This window comes from Streptomyces sp. C1-1 (assembly GCF_050214755.1).
Taxonomy (GTDB): Bacteria; Actinomycetota; Actinomycetes; order Streptomycetales; family Streptomycetaceae; genus Streptomyces.
On sequence record NZ_CP189826.1, the window covers coordinates 2,138,732 to 2,157,931 of the forward strand.

Here is a 19,200-nt window from a genome sequence, read left to right on the forward strand (position 1 = left end):
GGCGCCATACGGTAGGGCATACCGCACCACGACGGTATGTGATCCGGCGATTTCGGTGCGCGTCCGGGCTCGCGGGCACCTCAGCGCTCGGTCACCTTGCCGTCCGCGACCTCCAGTCGGCGGGTGACGTGGACCGCGTCCAGCATGCGGCGGTCGTGGGTGACGAGGAGGAGGGTGCCCTCGTAGGAGTCGAGGGCGGACTCCAGTTGCTCGATGGCCGGCAGGTCGAGGTGGTTGGTCGGCTCGTCCAGGACGAGCAGGTTGACGCCGCGGCCCTGGAGCAGCGCGAGGGCGGCGCGGGTGCGTTCGCCGGGTGACAGGGTCGCCGCCGGGCGCAGGACGTGGTCCGACTTCAGGCCGAACTTGGCCAGCAGGGTGCGGACCTCGACCGGCTCGGTGTCGGGTACGGCGGCGCAGAACGCGTCCAGCAGGGACTCGGTGCCGAGGAACAGCTTGCGGGCCTGGTCGACCTCGCCGACCAGGACGCCGGGGCCGAGGGCGGCCGTGCCCGCGTCGAGGGGGACGCGGCCGAGCAGGGCGGCGAGCAGGGTGGACTTGCCCGCGCCGTTGGCGCCGGTCACCGCGACCCGGTCCGCCCAGTCGATCTGCAGGGAGACCGGGCCGAGGGTGAAGCCGCCGCGTCGTACCTCGGCGTCGCGCAGGGTGGCCACGACGGCTCCCGAGCGGGGGGCCGACGCGATCTCCATGCGCAGTTCCCACTCCTTGCGGGGCTCGTCGACGACCTCGAGACGTTCGATCATGCGCTGGGTCTGGCGGGCCTTCGCCGCCTGCTTCTCGCTGGCCTCGCTGCGGAACTTGCGGCCGATCTTGTCGTTGTCGTTGGCCGCCTTGCGGCGGGCGTTCTTGACGCCCTTGTCCATCCAGGAGCGCTGCATCTGGGCCCGGTCCTGGAGGGCGGCGCGCTTGTCGGCGTACTCCTCGTAGTCCTCGCGGGCGTGCCGGCGGCCGACCTCGCGTTCTTCCAGGTAAGCCGCGTAGCCACCGCCGTAGAGAGTGATCTGCTGCTGGGCGAGGTCGAGTTCGAGGACCTTGGTGACCGTGCGGGTGAGGAACTCGCGGTCGTGGCTGACGACGACGGTGCCGGCGCGCAGGCCGCCGACGAAGCGTTCGAGGCGCTCCAGGCCGTCCAGGTCGAGGTCGTTGGTCGGCTCGTCGAGGAGGAAGACGTCGTAGCGGGACAGCAGCAGGGAGGCGAGGCCCGCCCGTGCCGCCTGGCCGCCGGACAGGGACGTCATCGGCTGGTCGAGGTCGACGGCGAGGCCAAGGGAGTCGGTGATCTCCTCGGCCCGCTCCTCCAGGTCCGCGCCGCCGAGGTCGAGCCAGCGCTCCAGGCTCGTCGCGTAGGCGTCGTCGGCGCCGGGCGCGCCGTCGACCAGCGCCTGGGTGGCCTCGTCCATCTCACGCTGGGCCTCGGCGACGCCGGTGCGGCGGGCGAGGAACGCGCGGACGGTCTCGCCGGGGCGGCGCTCCGGTTCCTGCGGGAGGTGGCCGACGGTCGCCGTCGGCGGGGAGAGCCTGAGCTCGCCCTCCTCCGGGGCGAGGAGCCCCGCGAGCATCTTCAGCAGGGTGGACTTGCCCGCGCCGTTGGCGCCGACGAGTCCGATCACGTCGCCGGGCGCGACGACGAGGTCCAGCCCGGAGAAGAGGGCGCGGTCGCCGTGTCCGGCGGCGAGGTTCTTGGCGACGAGAGTGGCAGTCATCAGATCGCCGATCCTAGCCGCCGTGGCGCGCAGGCCGTCAGCGTGCCATCGCCTCCACCAGCACGCTCCCGGCCGTCCGGGCCACGACGTAGGACTCCCCCTTTCGTGCCCTGGCGTCCAGGGCGATGCGGTGGCGGCCCGGTTCGAGGACGCCGTCGAAGACCTCGTGGGTGTGGGTGCGGTACAGGCGGTCGAGGCGGTACGCGGTCAGACGCACCCGGCACGGCGAGGTGACCTCGACGCCGGCCTCGCCGTCGGCCGCCACCAGCCGGGTGAGGCGGCGCTGTTCGGCGGGGCTGCGGTCCAGGGCGTGTTCGATCTGGGCGACCAGGAGGGGCACGATCGGGGCGAGCCCCTCGACGTACGCCACGTCGAGTCCGGCCTGTTCGAAGGAACGGCGTACGGCGGCACGTTCCTCCTGGGTGACCGCGCGGCCGAAGGCGACGGCGCCGTAGGCGCGCAGTTCGTCGGCGGGCACGCCGTGCGCGTCGTGGGCGATGTCGGCGCCGATGCCGATGGTGCGCAGGGCTGCGGCGAGCTTGGCGAGGAGGGCGACGCGGGCGCCGATGAGCAGGACGCGGCGGCGCGCGGACGGGGTCTCGCCGTCGAGGAGGGCGGCCAGCGCGGCACGGTAGTCGGTGCCGCGGAACCGGAACGGCCCTATGCCGTGGTAGCCGTTGAGCTCCAGGTCGGCCCGGTCGCCGGTCTGCCAGGCGAAGTCCCGCCAGATGAAGTCCTCGCCGTCCCGGTCGATGACCGCGGTGACCGCGCCGCACGCGAGGTCGGCGCACTCGGGACAGCCGTAGATGACGTGCCGGCCGTCGGGCAGCGGGGCGTCCGTCTCCAGGAGCAGGCCGCGGACCTGCTCGGTGAAGATCGCGGGCGGGACGTCGGAGGCGAGCGGGGAGACGGCGTCGAGGTCGGAGAGCTGGAACAGCAGCGGGCGCCCGTCGACGAGGAAGTCCACGAAATCCCGGTGCACCTGGTAGTCACCGTTGGCCAGGAGTCCACCGGCACGCATCGCCGGTGCCAGGCCGAAGGTCGCGTACTCGGCAGACATGCTGTGAGTATTCCCGCAGCGGGGGCGGTCTGCGCACGGCATGGGACATTCCGCTACGGTCCCGGCGTGGAGAGTGGATCGAACAACGATGTCGTGGTGGTGGGCGGCGGGGTCATCGGGCTCTCGACCGCCGTCGTCCTGGCCGAGCGCGGGCTGCGGGTGCGGGTGTGGACGCGGGATCCGGTCGAGCGGACCACCTCGGTGGTGGCGGGCGCGCTGTGGTGGCCCTACCGCATCCGGCCGGCCGCGGCGGCTCGTGCGTGGGCGCTGCGGTCGCTGGACGTGTACGAGGAGCTCGCGGCGCGGCCGGAGGTGACCGGCGTACGGATGGTCGAAGGCGTAATGGGCGAGACCGCCCTGGACGAGGAGGTGGCGTGGGCGGCCGCCCGGCTGCCGGGGCTGAGGGTGTCGACGGCCGAGGAGTACGCGGGCTCGGGGCTGTGGGCGCGGCTGCCGCTGGTCGACATGGCGGCCCATCTGCCGTGGCTGCGGGAGCGGTTGGCGCGGGCGGGTGGCGTGGTGGAGGAGCGGGCGGTCGGCGGCCTCGCGGAGGCGGACGCGCCCGTCGTGGTCAACTGCACCGGGCTCGGCGCGCGGGAGCTGGTGCCGGATGCCGCCGTACGTCCCGTGCGCGGGCAGTTGGTCGTGGTGGAGAACCCGGGGATTCGCACCTGGCTCGTCTCCACCGGCGCCGACGGCGAGATGGCGTACTTCTTCCCGCAGCCCGGGCGGCTGGTGCTGGGCGGGACCGCCGAGGAGGACGTGTGGTCCACGGAGCCCGACCCGGCGGTGGCCGAGGCGATCGTACGACGGTGTGCGGCGCTGCGGCCCGAGATCGCGGGCGCTCGGGTGCTGGCCCATCGGGTCGGTCTGCGGCCGGCCCGGGAGGCGGTACGGCTGGAGCGCGAACTGCTGCCGGACGGGCGGGTGTTGGTGCACAACTACGGGCACGGCGGGGGCGGGGTCACGGTCGCGTGGGGCTGCGCGGAGGAGGCGGCCGGGCTGGTCGGCCCGGCCGCCTGACACCGCGGTCGCCACATCAGCCGATGCCGGCGTCCCCGGGAACGCGCTGCACGCCGCGGGGGTCGCCCACGCCGGACGGACGGGTGACCGGGGAGGGGGCGGGCGCCGTGCCGGAGGTCGCCCGCGCGAAGGCCGGGGCGCCGCCGAGGAGCGGGACGCGGGCCGAGGTGCGGGAGAGGTCCAGGGTGAGCGTGGGCTTGTCGGCGGGCGGGTCGATGAGGTCCTTGTCGGTGCCCGCGACGATCAGGGCGAGGCGGTGGCCGGCCGGGACGACGTGGTCGGTGGCCGCGAGGTCGACGGTGATCGTGTACGCCTCGCCCGGGGTGAGCGGGACGCCCTTGCCGGGAGAGGCGTAGGTGCCGAGGTCGGCCCAGCCGCGGCTGAACACGGTCTGGTCGACGTGGGCCGTCTTCGCCGCGGTGTTCTTGAAGCAGGCGCTGTCGCCCGGGGTGCTCGCGCCCCAGCAGCTGCGGTCGGTGAGGGTGGTGATGCCCTCGGCGGCGTCGGCGTAGTCACGGACGGTGTCGGGGCCGAGGTCGACCAGGACGGCGGAGAGGTGGGCCGTGGCGGTGGTCGGGGTCGCGGTGACCGTCACCTTCGACGAACCGGACAGGCGCAGGTCGTGGGTGAGGGGCCGGGTGACGAAGCCGGCCTTGTCGGGCGTCGGCGTGTCGATGTGCGCGGCCCAGTCGGTCTCGCTGTGACTCGGGTCGTCGGTGAAGGTCTCGGTGCCGGAGCCGGTGGCGAGGCCGAGGGTGCCGACGCCGTTCTGAGCACCGCCGGCCGGGCGCAGCGTGGTGGTGGCCGTGCCGCGCGGCGGCCAGACCTTGGAGGTGACCCACTGGTTCGGGTGGCGTTCGATGTCGGCCATGGGCTCGCGGTCGACGCCGTTGTCGTAGCCGAGGAGTTCGTGGTCGAACCAGCGGTGCAGGGTGTCGACCCAGGCGCCGCGCCGGTAGTCGAAGGGGTCGACGTGACCGGTCTGGGAGAGCCAGATCTTCCGCTCGACGCCGTGCCGGGCGAGGGCGTCCCACCACTGCCCGAAGTGCTTGGTGCGGACGTTGAGGTCCTGCATGCCGTGGACCAGCAAGACGCTGGCCCGCACCTTGGCGGCGTCCTTGACGTAGTCGCGCTCGGTCCAGAACGGCGTCCAGTCGCCGGTGCGCGGCGCGCCGTCGACGATCTTCTGCTGAACGGCGGCGCACCTGGCGCGGGCGTCGGGGCTGTCGACGTAGTCGCTCAGCCAGTCCGGGCCGGAGTCGTAGAGGGGGGCGCCCTGCTGGAAGTAGTAGTCGTACCAGGAGGAGATGCCGCTCATCGGGACGATCGTCCGCAGGCCCTTGACACCGGTGGCGGCGACGCCGTTGGCGATGGTGGCGTCCCAGCTCTTGCCGATCATGCCGGTCCGGCCGTTGGTCCAGTCCGCCCTGGCGCGGGTGTTCCCGGTCCGGGTCGTGTACGCCCTGGCGCGGCCGTTCAGCCAGTCGACGACGGCCTTGGCGGACTGGATGTCGGAGCGGCCGCCGACGTCCACGCAGCCGTCGGAGCGGTTGGTGCCGGCGAGGTCGACGCCGACGAACGCGTAGCCGCGGGGGACGAAGTAGTTGTCGTAGAACAGCGGCATCTGGACGACGTCGCCGTTCGCGTCGTAGGTCTTCTTCTGGCTCTCGTTGCCGCGGCCGCAGCAGGAGTAGTAGGGGCTGGCGTCCATGATGACGGGGATCTTGCGGTGCTGCGCCGCGGGTTCGCGGGGGCGGACGATGTCGGCGGCGACGCGGTCGGTCTTCCCGTCACCGTCGCCGTCGAGTCCGGTGTCCACCCATACGGCCTCGCGGATCGCGTTCGTGTACGAGTAGACGGGCCTGCTCTCGCGAGGGGCGCCGTGGGCCACCGCCGGGGTGAGGAAGGCGGCCATGAGGACGGCGACGACCACCGTCGCGAGCGGTCTCCAGGTCGTGAAGCGCATGCGTATGGGCATGCGCGGGACGCTACATCGGTCAACTACCGTGCAAAAGAAGGCGCGTCGGCGGCGAGAGTGACTGCGGGGGCCTACGGTCCGGTCGGTTCATGAAGGCCGAATGGCGATCGTGTGACAGGGGATGCTGTGGACACATCCGGAGCCACAGGGACTGAATAGGCTCCGAACAGACTTCGCCCCCCTACGACTTGGAGTCTTTCCGTGCACCCCAGAATCCTGGCGCCGGGCGCACTCGCCGCGGCCTCCCTGTTGCTGGCGATCCCGGCATCGGCGGCGAGCTTCTCCCCCGGCGCTCCGGGTATCGGCGACCCCTACTACCCGTACTACGGCAACGGCGGCTACGACGTCTCCCACTACGATCTGCGCCTGAAGTACCAGCCCGCGACCGATGAGTTGGAGGGTACGGCGACGATCCTGGCGAGGACGACACAGGACCTGTCGAGCTTCGACCTGGATTTCCTGCTGGACGTGAGCGAGGTGCGGGTCAACGGCGCGGCGGCCTCTTTCACCACCTCCGGCCAGCACGAGCTGGTGATCACGCCGAAGACACCGCTGGCCAAGGGCACGCCCGTCACCGTGGTCGTCCGCTACAGCGGGGTGCCGTCCACGAAGAGCGCGTACGGCTTCAACACCTGGCACCGCACCCCGGACGGGGCGGTAGCGGCCGACGAGCCCGAGGCGGCCTGGTGGTGGTACCCGAGCAACGACCACCCGCTCGACAAGGCGACCTACGACGTGTCGGTGGCCGTGCCCGACGGCACCCAGGCGATCTCCAACGGCACGCTGCAGTCGACGAGTTCGAAGCTGGGCTGGACCCGGTACAACTGGCGGGAGAACAAGCCGCAGGCGACCTATCTGACCACGCTGGCCGTCGGGAAGTTCGACATCACGACCGGCACGTCGGAAGGCGGCGTGCCGGTCGTCAACGCCTACAGCAGGGACCTCGGCGACAACGACGGGGCCGCGCGGGCGAGCGTGGAGCGCACCGGTGAGCTCGTGGACTGGCTCAGCGGCTACTTCGGGCCGTACCCGTTCGCCTCGGCCGGCGGGTACGTGCCCAACACGACCACCGGGTACGCGCTGGAGACGCAGACCCGGGTGTACTACAGCCCGAAGCAGTTCGCGAACGGCTCCAACACGTCCGTGGTCGTCCATGAACTGGCCCACCAGTGGTACGGCGACAGTGTGTCGCTCAAGGGCTGGAAGGACATCTGGATCAACGAGGGCTTCGCGCGGTACGCGCAGTGGCTGTGGTCCGAGCACGAGGGCGAGGGCACCACGCAGGAGCTCGCCGACTACGTGTACGCCTCCCATCCGGCCGACGACGCGTTCTGGACGGTGAAGCCGGGCGACCCCGGGCCGGACGACCAGTTCGACCTCGCCGTCTACGACCGGGGGGCGCTGGCGATCCAGGCGCTGCGCAACGAGATCGGTGACGATGCGTTCTTCGCCATTCTCAAGGGCTGGCCGCAGGAGCACGCGTACGGCAACGCCTCGGTCGCCGACTTCCGGGCGTACGCCGAGCGGGTCTCCGGGAAGTCGTTGTCCGCGCTGTTCGACACGTGGCTGTTCCAGCCGGTGAAGCCCGCGGCGGCCGCCGCGAAGGGCGCGTCGATCGCGGCGAAGACGGGTGCGGTCGCGCAGCCGAAGTCGTGGAAGAGGATCGCCGCGACGAACGACGTGCACTGAGCCGCACCCGGCCTTCTACGACTCGGCGGCCCTGGCGAGCAGTTCCTCCCGGCCGATCGGCTCCGCCTGCGTCGAGGCGACCGTGCAGGCGTGGGCGCCCGCGACGCTGCCGTAGCGGGCGCAGCGCCGGGGGGTCTCGCGGTGGAGCCAGCCGTGCAGGAAGGCGGAGACGAAGGCGTCGCCCGCGCCGTTGGAGTCGACCACCGGCGCGGGCGGCGCCACGGGCGGTACGTGGGTGAGCTCGTCGTCGGCGAGCAGGTAGGCGCCCTTCGCCCCGGCCATCGCCACGACCACCTCGGCGCGGCCCCGCTCGGTGAGCCGCCGCATCGTCCGCTCCGGGTCGGTGAGGGCGGCGGCGGACAGGAAGACGATGTCGGCGGCGTCGGCGAACGCCTGGTGGTACGGGTTCTCGCCGTCCCAGTCGTGCAGGTCGGTGGAGAGGGTCACACCGGTCTCGCGCAGCACGGGTATGGCCTCGGCGCACGGCTGGGTGATGGACACGTGCGCGTGCCGGCTCGCGGCGGCCAGCTCGCGGACCAGGGCCTCCGGGAGGCGGTCGGTGCTCCGGGTGCGGCTGGAGTCGTACAGGGACAGGCGGCGGCCGTCGGGACCGACGAGGTTCACGGCGCGTTTCGTCCCGGCGGGCTGCGGGACCGCCGTGAGCGGGATGCCGTGCGCCTGGTGCAGGGCGCGGACCAGTTCGCCCTCGGGGTCGTCGCCGAGCATGTCGAGGTGGTGCACGCGCAGGCCCAGGGCGGCGAGCCCGAGCGAGACGAAGTCGCCGGTCTGCCCGGCGCGGGTGCGGATGCCCCGCTCGATCATGTAGCTGTCCGCGTACGGCAGCGGCAGCTCCGGCACGTACACGATGGTGTCCACCCCGGCGCCACCCAGCACGAGCACGTCGGTCTCGCGACTCACCTTGAGCCCTCCCCATGGTCGTAGACGGTGACGCCGACACCCCGTTCCACCAGCCGCCGCAGGATCAACGGCTCGACACGGGACCAGGTGCCGCCCGCCAGACCGCACCCTATCCGGGGCATGTGGACGGAGGCCCCCAGCTCCAGGGCCTTCTCGGCCAGCCCGCCGAGGGCCGTGTCGATCGCCTCGTAGCGGACCGGGACCCCCTTGCTGCCGGTTCTGGTCCCGCGCTGGCCGATCATGTTGGCCACCCACACATACGGCTCGACCTGGACGCACTGGACCGCGCCCAGCCCGAAGTCGTTCGTGGCGCGGTCGCGGTGCCAGGCGCGGTAGGCCGCCTCGGGCTGCGGCCAGCGGCGCGACACCGCCAGCACGAAGCCCTTGCCCCATCCCCCGATGTCGTTGCAGACATGGGCGATCATCTTGACGCCCTTGACCGACGGCACGGTGGCGTCACCCCGGACGTAGATGATCTCCGACATGACGCCACCGTAGGCGATGCCACTGACAGAGGTCCTGACCTGCTACTTCGGCTGACGCGCCGAGGCTTGGTCCGGGCTCTGGGCGACCCGGTGGCGGACGGCGAACCAGCCCGCTGTCAGCATCGCGGTGATCAGGGGGATGAGGAGGAGGGTCCTGCGGCCGGCCTTCGCGCGGCGGACGAAGACCAGGTGGCAGACCATGATGATCACCCAGGTCGACACGATGCCCAGCGAGGCGACGTTCAGCACGACCTCGAAGGCCTGCGCGGGCACGAGGTAGTTGAGGCCGACACCGAGGACGCAGACCGCACAGGTGAGCAGGATGCCGCCGTAGGGGACCTGGCTGCGGTTCATGCGGGCGGTGAACTTCGGCGCCGGGTCCGGCGCGCGGCTGCCGAGGTTTCGCAGTACTGGTGTGACAGCGATACTGCTGCACATGACGACCGACACCGACAGCGCCACCGGGGAGCCGACGCTCACGATCGACGAGCTGGCCGCGCGGGCCGGCATCACGGTCCGCACGGTCCGGTTCTACGGCACGAAGGGGCTCATCCCGCCGCCGGTGATCGGTCCGCGCCGGGTCGGTCACTACGGGCCCGGCCACCTGGCCCGGCTGAACCTGATCGAGGAGCTGCAGCACCAGGGCATGACGCTGGCGGCGATCGAGCGCTACATGGAGCAGCTGCCGGCGGACCTCAGCCACCACGACCTGGCGATCCACCGGGCCGTCGTGGCCTCCTGGGCGCCGGACACCGTGGAGACGGTGACCCCACAGGAGCTGCGGCGCCGTGCGGGACGGGCGCTGGACGAGGACGACGTCGAGCGGCTGACGGCGATGGGCATCGTGCGGCCCGAGGGGAACGCCTTCCGGGTGGACTCGGGGCTGCTGCGGCTCGCCGTGCAGCTCCTCGACGTACCGCTGTCCCAGGAGGCGATCCTCGCGGCGCGCGAGGTGATGATCGAGCACTCCCGGGCCGCGGCACGCGAGTTGTCGCGGCTGTTTCGCAGCGAGGTGTCCGAGCGGGCCGAGGAGGACGTGAAGTCCCTGTCCGCGCACATGCAGCCCATCGTGGTGCAGGCGCTGCTGACCACGTTCCAGCGGTCGCTGAAGGAAGAGGTCCACCAGTGGCTGACCGCCTCGGAGGACGGCCGTCCCGCCTGACGAACCAGGTCAGCAGCGCGGGATCGGCTTGCTGTACGTCGTGCCGCTGGGTGTCGCCACGTAGTGGTCGGAGACGTAGTGGCCGTTGTCGAGGCGGTCCCAGATCTTCGTCGTGCCGACCGTCGTCCCGGTCCGCTGGCAGGTGACCCAGGCGAGCGCGCCGTTCGGTGAGGTGCCGACGGCGGTGTAACCGGAGCCGGGGCCGCTGCGCTCGGTCAGGCCGCCCGAGGCGGTCACCTGGTAGGGGTAGGTGCAGCGGGGCAGCGGGGAGCTGTAGCCGGTGTCGGACGGGGTGCCGACGTAGTGGTCGGAGACGTAGGTGCCGTTGGGGAGCTTGTCCCACACGGACGTGGTGGCGACCTTGGCTCCGGGGGCCTGGCAGACGACGTCCAGGGTGGTGCCGGGGGCGTAGGTCGCGGCGACGGGGTAGCTCGTCGAGGGACCGGTGCGGGCGTTGAGGGCGGTCGTGCTGGTCACCTTGTAGGGGTGCGCGACCGTGGCGACGGGAGCGTCCAGGCGGTCGGTGTCGATGTTGAGGGTGACGCCGCCGTAGGTCTCGTCGTGGCCGCCGCGGAACTGCTTGGCGCGCTGGTGGACGGCCCACTTGGAGTCGGTCACGCCGCTCCAGCCCTTGAGGGAGTCGACCCCGTCGTAGCGCGCGATCCACAGGGCGTCCGGGCGCGCGTAACCGGTCGACGTGTATACGGCGGCGAGTTGCCCCGCGCCCAGGTTGAGGTTCATGTAGACGCCGGAGACCCAGCCGACGCGGTGCAGTTCCTTCGTCCAGGCGGAGAGGTAGGTCAGGACGGCCGTGCGGCACGTGGTGTCCGTCTGGCTGTAGTTCTCGATGTCGTTGTAGAGGGCGCTGCCCGGCCGCATGCCGAGCGCTTTCGCCGCCGTGACCGCCTCGGTGGCCGCGGCGGTGCCCTGCGAGCGGGCGGTGGCCGGCGTCGTGCTGATCTTGGAGTCGGTCGGGCGGGCTCCGCAGGGCGGCTGCAGGCCCTTGTGGATGGGCAGCAGACGCCACTTCAGCTGGGACACCGAGGCCACCCAGGATGCGGTCAACTGCGGCTGGGCGCAGGTGCGGTTGACGCCGGAGACGTAGACGCCGAGGGCGCGGTACGGCGAGGAGCTCCAGGCCTGCACGGACGCGAGCGGCGGTGCCGTACAGGTGTCGAAGGCGAGGCCCGAGTAGCGGGTGGCGCTCGCACCGGACGGGTAGGCGACGGAGGTGGCCGGTTCCGCGGTGGCGGCGGGGGCCAGGGCCAGGGCGGCCGCCGCGGTCAGGACGCAGGCGGACGACAGGACGAGCAGTCTTCGTGGGGTGGTGCGCCGATGCGGCATGACGGCCTCCCGGGCGGCTGTCAGTTGATGTGCCGTCAGCGTGGGGGCGGTCCCGGTGCGCCGCCATGGGCCGACCGGCCCCCCGCCGGGGCCGGCTCGGCCTTGTTCACGACCGCAGCGGTACGTCGATCAGCAGCGGCCCGGTCAGTTCCCCGGCCTTCGCGACCAGTTCACGCAGCTGGTCGGCGCTCTCGGCTCGTACCGCGTCCACCCCGAAGAACCGGGCCGCCTGCGTGAAGTCCAGCTCCCCCAGTTCCGTGCCCGGGCAGACGCCCCGGCCGCCCATCGCCTCGTAGGTGTCCTGCACGGTGCGGTAGGCGCCGTTGCCCATCACCACGAACAGGACGGGGGTGTTCTGCCGGGCAGCGCTCCACAGGCCCTGGAGGCCGAACAGGGTGGAGCCGTCGCCGAGGACGGCGACCACCGGGCGGCCCGGTTCGGCGAGGGCGCGGCCGACGGCGGCACCGATGCCCCAGCCGAGGCCGCCGCCGACGGTGTGGGTGTAGCTGCCGGGGCGGTCGAGGCGGACGAGGCGGCGGAGCAACAGGCCGACGGTGATGGCCTCTTCGACGACCACGGCGTCCCGGGGCAGACCGCGGGCGACGGCGTGGGCGGCAGCCCAGGGGGCCAGCGGGGCCGGGGAGTAGGCGGCGCGGGCGGCGGACTCGACGCGGTCGCGCTCGGCGGCGTGGCGCTCACCGGCGCGTAGCGTGCGGGACTTGGCGGTGTGGGCGGGGACGCGGTTCCGCAGGAGTTCCGAGAGCCGGTCCAGGGAGGGGGCCAGTGCGCCCACCAGGCCGGTCGCCGCGGGGAAGTTGCGGCCGATCTCGTGCGGGTCGGAGTCGAGCTGGACGACCTGGAGGCCGGGTGGCAGCGGGGGGCCGGGCGTGTAGGCGTGGGGCGTGAAGGCGTGCGCTCCGACGATCAGGACGGTGTCGTACCCGGCCAGGGCGGCGCGGACGGCGTCGTGACGGGGCGGCAGCATCCCGGCGTGCAGGGGGTGCGTGGTGGGGAAGTCGAGACAGTCCGCCATGGGCTGGTGGTGGACGACCGCCCCGCAGGCCTCCGCCGTGCGCACCAGTGCGGCCAGCGCGCCCTCGCGGCCCACGCCGTCGCCCGCGACGATGGCCGGGCGGGTGGCGGCGGCGAGCAGGGCGGCGGCGCGTTCGAGGCCGGCGGCGGGTCCCGCGGGCGGCACGGGGGTGCGGGCCGGGACCTCGACCTCGGTGTCCTCGGTGAGCAGGTCGGTGGGGACGGACAGGAACACCGGCCCGGCGGGCGGGCGTACGGCCAGGGCGAAGGCGCGGCGCAGGGCGAGCGGCAGGTCGTGGGCGTGCTGGACGTCGTACGCCGCCTTGACCGCGGGGGTGGCGATGCCGATGAGGTCGCCGGAGAGCATGGGGTCCTGCTGGAGGTGGCGGCGGTCCTGCTGACCGGCCGTCACCACGAGGGGGGTGCGGGAGCGACGGGCGTTGAGCAGGCCGATGAGGCCGTTGGCGAGGCCGGCGGCGATGTGCAGGCTGACGAAGGCCGGGCGGCCGGTGCCGCGGGCGTAGCCGTCGGCCATGGAGACGACGGCGCCCTCGTGGACGCCGAACACGTACTCGGGAGCGTCGGAGGCGTCCGACAGGGCGGCCAGGAAGGGGAGTTCGGTGGTGCCGGGGTTGCCGAAGACGCGGTCCACACCCTCACCGCGCAGGATGTCCAGGACGGCGAGGGCGGGACGGTATCCCATGGGGGCTCCTCCGGGGGTGGGGCCGTGCTGACGGCTCGCGGGTCAGCGTCGGTGTCCCGGCGCCGGAGGGCAAGCGGGTCCGGTCCCCGACCGAAAGAAACCGGGCAGCGGCGCCGGGAGGTACCGGCGCCGCCGCCCTCGTTCGCTACGCGTCCGCGAACCGCTCCCCCTGCTCGGCCTTGCGCACCAGTAGCGCGGGCGGCTCGAACCGCTCGCCGTAGCGCTCGGCCAGCTCACGCGCGCGTGCCACGAATCCGGGCAGTCCGCCGTCGTAGCCGTTGATGTACTGCAGCACCCCGCCCGTCCAGCCGGGGAAGCCGATGCCGAAGATCGACCCGATGTTGGCGTCGGCGACCGACGTGAGGACGCCCTCCTCCAGCAGACGGACCGTGTCGAGGGCCTCGGAGAAGAGCATGCGTTCCTGCATGTCCTCGAACGGGATCTCGTGCCCCGGCTCGGTGAAGTGCTCGCGCAGTCCCGGCCACAGACCGGCCCGCTTGCCGGCCTCGTCGTAGTCGTAGAAGCCCGCTCCCCCGCTGCGGCCCGGGCGGTCGAACTCGTCGACCATGCGGTCGATGACGGCCTCCGCGGGGTGCGTCGCCCAGGTGCCGCCCGCCTCCTCCACGGCCCGCCGGGACTCGTTGCGGATCTTGCGCGGCAGGGTGAGGGTCAGCTCGTCCATCAGGGAGAGCACCTTGGCCGGATAACCCGCCTGGGCGGCCGCCTGTTCGACGGACGCGGGCTCGACGCCCTCGCCGACCATGGCGACGCCCTCGTTGATGAAGTGGCCGATCACCCGGGAGGTGAAGAAGCCGCGCGAGTCGTTGACGACGATCGGGGTCTTCTTGATCTGCCGGACCAGGTCGAAGGCGCGCGCGAGGGCCTCCTCGCCGGTCCGCTCGCCCTTGATGATCTCGACGAGCGGCATCTTGTCGACCGGCGAGAAGAAGTGCAGGCCGATGAAGTCGGCCTGGCGCTCCACACCTTCGGCGAGGACGGTGATGGGGAGGGTGGAGGTGTTGGAGCACAGCAGCGCGTCCGGCTCGACGATGTGCTGGATCTCCTGGAAGACCTTGTGCTTGAGTTCGGGGTTCTCGAACACGGCCTCGATCACCGCGTCGCAGCCGGCGACGTCCTGCGGGTCGGCGGCCGGCGTGATGCGGGCGAGCAGCGCGTCCGCCTTCTCCTGGGTGGTACGGCCGCGGGAGACGGCCTTGGCGCACAGCTTCTCGGAGTAGGCCTTGCCCTTGACGGCCGCCTCCAGGGACACGTCCTTCAGGACGACGTCGATGCCGGCGCGGGCGCAGGAGTAGGCGATGCCCGCGCCCATCATCCCGGCGCCGAGGACGGCGACCTTGCGGACCTTGCGGGGCTCGATGCCCTTGGGGCGGTTGGCGCCGGAGTTGACGGCCTGGAGGTCGAAGAAGAAGGCCTGGATCATGTTCTTGGAGGTCTGGCCGGCGGCCAGCTCCACGAAGTACCGGGCCTCGATGACCTGGGCGGTCTCGAAGTCGACCTGGGAGCCCTCGACGGCCGCGGCGAGGATGTTGCGCGGGGCCGGGTAGGGGGCGCCGCCGGTCTGCTTGCGCAGGTTGGCGGGGAAGGCGGGCAGGTTGGCCGCGAACTTGGGGTTGGCGGGGGTGCCGCCCGGGATGCGGTAGCCCGGCTTGTCCCAGGGTTGCTGCGAGGCGGGGTTGGCGTCGATGAAGGCGCGCGCCTTGGCGAGCAGTTCGTCCTGGGTGGCGGCCACGTCGTCGACCAGGCCGTTGGCCAGGGCGCGTTGCGGGTTGTACTGGGTGCCCTGGAGCAGGACCTTCAGCAGGGCGTCGGCGATGCCCAGCAGGCGGACGGTGCGGACCACGCCGCCGCCTCCGGGCAGCAGGCCCAGGGTGACCTCGGGGCAGCCGATCTTGGAGCCGGGGGCGTCGAGGGCGACGCGGTGGTGGCAGGCGAGCGCGATCTCGTAACCGCCGCCGAGGGCTGCGCCGTTGATCGCGGCGACGACCGGCTTGCCGAGGGTCTCGATGCGGCGCAGGTTGCGCTTGATCGCCATGCCGCCGTCGAAGAGGTCCTGCGCGGTCTCGGGGGTGACCCGGATGAGGTCGCGCAGGTCGCCGCCGGCGAAGAAGGTCTTCTTGGCGGAGGTGACGATGACGCCGCGGATGGAGTCCTTCTCGGCCTCCAGGCGGTCGGTGATCACGGCCAGGGAGTCGCGGAACGCCTGGTTCATGGTGTTCGCGGACTGGTTCGGGTCGTCGATCACGAGGGTGACGACGCCGGTGCGGTCCTGTTCCCAGCGGATGGTGGTGCTCTCGGTCATGAGGGGGTCTCCGTAGAAGTCTCTTGTGGCCGCTGGGGTGTTCAGACGCGCTCGACGATGGTGGCGATGCCCATGCCGCCGCCGACGCAGAGGGTCGCCAGGCCGTACCGCTTGTCCTGGCGCTCCAGTTCGTCGACGAGCGTGCCCAGGATCATCGCGCCGGTCGCGCCGAGGGGGTGGCCGAGGGCGATGGCTCCGCCGTTGACGTTGACCTTGTCCAGGGACAGGCCCATGTCCTTCACGAAGCGCAGGACGACCGCCGCGAAGGCCTCGTTGATCTCGACGAGGTCGATGTCGTCGATGGTCAGGCCGGCCTTGGCGAGCGCCTTGCGGGTGGCGGGGGCGGGGCCGGTGAGCATGATGGTGGGCTCGGAGCCCGAGACGGCGGCGGAGACGATCCGCGCGCGGGGCGTGAGGCCGTAGCGCTCGCCGATCTCCTTGGAGCCGATGGCGACCAGCGCGGAGCCGTCGACGATGCCGGAGGAGTTGCCGGCGTGGTGGACGTGGTCGATCTTCTCGACCCAGTGGTACTTCTGCAGGGCGACGGCGTCGAAGCCGCCCAGTTCGCCGATGTCCGCGAAGGACGGCTTGAGCTGGGCCAGGGAGTCGGCGGTGGTGCCCGGGCGCGGGTGCTCGTCGTGGTCGAGGACCGTCAGGCCGCTGCGGTCCCTCACCGGCACGACGGAGCGGTCGAAGCGGCCCTCCTTCCAGGCGGTGGCCGCGCGCTCCTGCGACAGGGCGGCGTACTCGTCGACGTCCCGGCGGGAGAAGCCCTCGATGGTGGCGATCAGGTCGGCGCCGATGCCCTGCGGCACGAAGTTGGTGGCGATGTTGGTCATCGGGTCGTTGAACCAGGCGCCGCCGTCGGAGGCCATCGGCACCCGGGACATGGACTCGACGCCGCCCGCGAGGACGAGGTCCTCGAAGCCGGAACGCACCTTGGCGGCGGCCATGTTGACGGCTTCCAGGCCCGAGGCACAGAAGCGGTTCTCCTGCACGCCGGCGACCGTGTCCGGCAGGCCCGCGGCGATCGCCGCGATGCGGGCGATGTCGGAGCCCTGGTCGCCCACCGGTCCGACGACGCCGAGGACGATGTCGTCGATCGCGGCCGGGTCGAGGTCCGGGAAGCGGCCGCGGAGCTCGTGGATGAGGCCCACGACCAGGTCGACGGGCTTGGTGCCGTGCAGGGCGCCGTTCGCCTTGCCGCGGCCGCGCGGGGTGCGGATCGCGTCGTACACGTACGCTTCGGTGCTCACTGGGAAGCCTTTCGAGGGTGAGGGTCGGGCCGGGCGGGAGAGCTTCAGCCGAGCAGGGAACGGCCGATGATCTCCTTCATGATCTCGGTCGTACCGCCGTAGATGGTCTGGATACGGCCGTCGACGAAGGCCCTGGCGACGGGATACTCGCTCATGTAGCCGTATCCCCCGTGCAGTTGGAGGCAGCGGTCGGTGACCCGTTTCTGCAGCTCGGTCGCCCACCACTTGGCCATCGAGGCGTGCACCGCGTCGAGCGTGCCGTTCGCGTGCTCCTCGACGCAGCGGTCCAGGAAGGTCCGGGTGACCGCGCACTCGGTCGCCATCTCGGCCACCTCGAAGCGGATGTGCTGCTTGGTCGCGAGCGGCCGGCCGAAGGCCTCGCGCTCCCTGACGTACTCGGTGGTGATCTCCAGCAGGTGCTCGGCCGCGGCGATCGCGGACACGGCGATGCTCAGGCGCTCCTGCGCGAGGTTGGTCATCAGATGGACGAAGGCGCCGTTGAGCTCGCCGAGGAGGTTCTGCTTGGGCACGCGCACGTCGTGGAAGAACAGCTCGGCCGTGTCCTGCGCCTTCTGCCCGATCTTGTCGAGGTTGCGTCCGCGCTCGAAGCCCTCCATGCCCCGCTCGACGACGAGCAGCGACAGCCCGCGCGCACCGCCCTCGGGCGTCGTCCGCGCGACCACGATCACCAGGTCGGCGAGGATGCCGTTGGAGATGAAGGTCTTGGAGCCGTTGAGCACCCAGTGGTCGCCGCGGTCCTCGGCGTGGGTCCTGATGCCCTGCAGGTCGGAGCCCGCGCCGGGTTCGGTCATGGCGATGGCGGTGACGATCGAGCCGTCGCAGAAGCCGGGCAGCCAGCGCCGCTTCTGCTCCTCGGTGGCCAGCGAGGTGAGGTAGGGGCCGATGATGTCGTTGTGCAGGCCGAGGGCGAGGCCGGGCGCGCCCGCGCGCGTGAACTCCTCCGCCAGTACGGCGCTGTAGCGGAAGTCGTCGGTGCCCCCGCCGCCGTACTCCTCGGGCACGGCGAGTCCGAGCAGGCCCTGCTTGCCGGCCGCGCGCCAGGCCTCGCGCGAGACGATGCCGTCCTTCTCCCACTGCTCGTAGTGCGGCAGCACCTCCCTCGCCAGGAAGGCGCGCACGGTCTCCCGGAACGCGTCGTGCTCGGGGGCGAAGATCTGCCGCTTCATTCGAGGCCCTTCAGGAGGTCGGGTACGTCCCAGTCGCGTGCCACGCCGGCGGTGTCGGCGCCCGGCCGGGCGGGGCCGGTGCGCACGGTGGTGGGGGTCGCGGAGAAACGGGGTGCGGGGGCGGGCTGGGTGATGCCGCCGTGGTCGGTGAAGGTGCCGCGGGCGGCGAGGTGCGGGTGGCCGGGGGCCTCGCCGAGGGAGAGCACGGGGGCCACGCACGCGTCGGAGCCCTCGAAGACGGTCGTCCACTCGTCCCTGGTGCGGGACGCGAAGCGGGCGGCGACCGCCTCGCGCAGCTCGCCCCAGCGGGTCCAGTCCTTGCGGGCGTCGGCGTGCTCCGGCAGGTCGAGCAGGGTGACGAACTCGTCGTAGAACTGCGGCTCCAGGGGGCCGACCGCCATGTACCGGCCGTCGGCCGTGGCGTAGGTGCCGTAGTACGGGCAGCCGCCGTCCAGGAGGTTGGCGCCGCGCCGGTCCTGCCAGCCGCCGGCGGCGAGCATGCCGTGGATCATCGCGGAGAGGTGGGAGGTGCCGTCGACGATGGCGGCGTCGACGACCTGGCCGGCGCCGGTGGCGCGCGCGTGGTGGAGGGCGGCGAGGACGCCGACGACGAGGTAGAGGGAGCCGCCCGCGTAGTCGCCGAGGAGGTTGGCGGGGACGGCCGGCGGCAGGCCCGGTTCGCCGATCATGCCGAGCGTGCCGGTGAGCGCGATGTAGGCGATGTCGTGGCCGGCTCGCTGGGCGAGGGGGCCCTGCTGGCCCCAGCCGGTCATGCGGCCGTAGACGAGCGCGGGGTTGCGGGCGTGGCAGTCCTCGGGGCCGACGCCGAGGCGCTCGGCGACGCCGGGGCGGTAGCCCTCGACGAGGATGTCGGCGCGGGCGGCCAGGTCCAGGACGCGTGCGGGTCCGTCGGCGGCTTTGAGGTCGACGACGACCGAACGCTTGTTGCGGTTGGTCACGTCGTAGGCGGGGTCGATCGCGAGACCGACGCCGCCGGGGCGGTCCACGCGGACGACGTCGGCGCCCAGGTCGGCCAGGAGCATGGCGGCGAACGGGCCGGGCCCGATCCCGGCCAGCTCGACCACGCGCACGCCGGTGAGCGGCCCCTGCCCTGGCGTCGTCGCCATCCGGCCCCCAGACTGATCACACGGGTATGACACAACTGATGTAACACCAGTGATGCTATGAACCTGTCCCGATGAGCACAAGACCCGGACGAGCAAGCGCTTAGCCAATTATGGTGAGCGCGCGCCACCCGGCGCCGGGGCTCGGCACTGTTCAAGCTAGCCTCGGCCACCGACAACGGCGCGCGCAGCGGACGA

The 19,200-nt window shown here is 72.2% G+C and carries 14 protein-coding genes and 1 pseudogene; 3 read left to right on the forward strand and 12 right to left on the reverse strand.

Annotated elements, in window-relative coordinates; genetic code table 11:
- Positions 1 to 80 precede the first annotated feature (80 nt).
- Both ACQF4J_RS09825 and ACQF4J_RS09830 read right to left on the reverse strand, forming a co-directional pair.
- Complete coding sequence (locus ACQF4J_RS09825; protein ID WP_351573260.1) at positions 81 to 1,721, reverse strand: ABC-F family ATP-binding cassette domain-containing protein; 1,641 nt, start codon at positions 1,719 to 1,721, stop codon at positions 81 to 83.
- Between the two features lie 37 nt (positions 1,722 to 1,758).
- Positions 1,759 to 2,781, reverse strand: a complete 1,023-nt coding sequence (locus ACQF4J_RS09830) for an oxidoreductase (RefSeq protein WP_351573257.1) — start codon at positions 2,779 to 2,781, stop codon at positions 1,759 to 1,761.
- Positions 2,782 to 2,847: 66 nt separating this feature from the next.
- Here ACQF4J_RS09830 and ACQF4J_RS09835 point away from each other — a divergent pair, with 66 nt between their 5' ends.
- Positions 2,848 to 3,804 carry an FAD-dependent oxidoreductase gene (locus ACQF4J_RS09835; RefSeq protein WP_351804509.1) on the forward strand — a complete coding sequence of 319 codons (957 nt, stop codon included), beginning with the start codon at positions 2,848 to 2,850 and terminating at the stop codon, positions 3,802 to 3,804.
- Between the two features lie 16 nt (positions 3,805 to 3,820).
- Here the strand turns inward: ACQF4J_RS09835 and ACQF4J_RS09840 are convergent, their stop codons facing one another.
- Positions 3,821 to 5,782 carry a Xaa-Pro dipeptidyl-peptidase gene (locus ACQF4J_RS09840; protein WP_427165476.1) on the reverse strand — a complete coding sequence of 654 codons (1,962 nt, stop codon included), beginning with the start codon at positions 5,780 to 5,782 and terminating at the stop codon, positions 3,821 to 3,823.
- A gap of 201 nt (positions 5,783 to 5,983) precedes the next feature.
- On the opposite strand from ACQF4J_RS09840, the gene ACQF4J_RS09845 reads away from it, so the two are divergent.
- A complete protein-coding gene (locus ACQF4J_RS09845) occupies positions 5,984 to 7,471 on the forward strand; it encodes a M1 family metallopeptidase (protein WP_427165477.1) in 1,488 nt (495 codons plus the stop codon).
- Positions 7,472 to 7,486: 15 nt separating this feature from the next.
- Here the strand turns inward: ACQF4J_RS09845 and ACQF4J_RS09850 are convergent, their stop codons facing one another.
- The 3 genes and pseudogenes from ACQF4J_RS09850 to ACQF4J_RS09860 all read right to left on the reverse strand — a co-directional run.
- On the reverse strand, positions 7,487 to 8,389 hold the full coding sequence (locus ACQF4J_RS09850) for an adenosine kinase (RefSeq protein ID WP_427165478.1): 903 nt from the start codon (positions 8,387 to 8,389) through the stop codon (positions 7,487 to 7,489).
- Complete coding sequence (locus ACQF4J_RS09855; protein WP_427165479.1) at positions 8,386 to 8,874, reverse strand: macro domain-containing protein; 489 nt, start codon at positions 8,872 to 8,874, stop codon at positions 8,386 to 8,388. Before ACQF4J_RS09855 ends, ACQF4J_RS09850 begins: the two co-directional genes overlap by 4 nt.
- A 42-nt stretch (positions 8,875 to 8,916) precedes the next feature.
- Positions 8,917 to 9,285, reverse strand: a pseudogene (locus ACQF4J_RS09860) (amino acid permease); the annotation flags it as partial.
- 25 nt (positions 9,286 to 9,310) lie between these two features.
- Between ACQF4J_RS09860 and ACQF4J_RS09865 the strand changes: the two are divergent.
- A complete protein-coding gene (locus ACQF4J_RS09865; protein WP_351583714.1) occupies positions 9,311 to 10,036 on the forward strand; it encodes a MerR family transcriptional regulator in 726 nt (241 codons plus the stop codon).
- 9 nt (positions 10,037 to 10,045) lie between these two features.
- Here ACQF4J_RS09865 and ACQF4J_RS09870 read toward each other — a convergent pair whose 3' ends face one another.
- The 6 genes from ACQF4J_RS09870 to ACQF4J_RS09895 all read right to left on the reverse strand — a co-directional run bounded on the left by ACQF4J_RS09870 (position 10,046) and on the right by ACQF4J_RS09895 (position 19,005).
- Entirely contained in the window at positions 10,046 to 11,380 is a 1,335-nt protein-coding gene (locus ACQF4J_RS09870; protein ID WP_351583717.1) for a glycoside hydrolase domain-containing protein, read from the reverse strand.
- A 106-nt stretch (positions 11,381 to 11,486) separates the two neighbouring features.
- Entirely contained in the window at positions 11,487 to 13,115 is a 1,629-nt protein-coding gene (locus ACQF4J_RS09875) for a thiamine pyrophosphate-binding protein (RefSeq protein ID WP_351583720.1), read from the reverse strand.
- A gap of 145 nt (positions 13,116 to 13,260) precedes the next feature.
- Positions 13,261 to 15,435, reverse strand: coding sequence for a 3-hydroxyacyl-CoA dehydrogenase NAD-binding domain-containing protein (locus ACQF4J_RS09880; RefSeq protein ID WP_427165480.1), 2,175 nt, complete (start codon positions 15,433 to 15,435; stop codon positions 13,261 to 13,263).
- 41 nt (positions 15,436 to 15,476) lie between these two features.
- Complete coding sequence (locus ACQF4J_RS09885; protein ID WP_351583726.1) at positions 15,477 to 16,691, reverse strand: acetyl-CoA C-acetyltransferase; 1,215 nt, start codon at positions 16,689 to 16,691, stop codon at positions 15,477 to 15,479.
- A 44-nt stretch (positions 16,692 to 16,735) separates the two neighbouring features.
- Positions 16,736 to 17,878, reverse strand: a complete 1,143-nt coding sequence (locus ACQF4J_RS09890; protein ID WP_427165481.1) for an acyl-CoA dehydrogenase family protein — start codon at positions 17,876 to 17,878, stop codon at positions 16,736 to 16,738.
- Positions 17,875 to 19,005 (reverse strand): CaiB/BaiF CoA transferase family protein, encoded by a 1,131-nt coding sequence (locus ACQF4J_RS09895; RefSeq protein WP_351583732.1) that lies wholly within the window; start codon positions 19,003 to 19,005, stop codon positions 17,875 to 17,877. Before ACQF4J_RS09895 ends, ACQF4J_RS09890 begins: the two co-directional genes overlap by 4 nt.
- Positions 19,006 to 19,200: the final 195 nt, after the last annotated feature.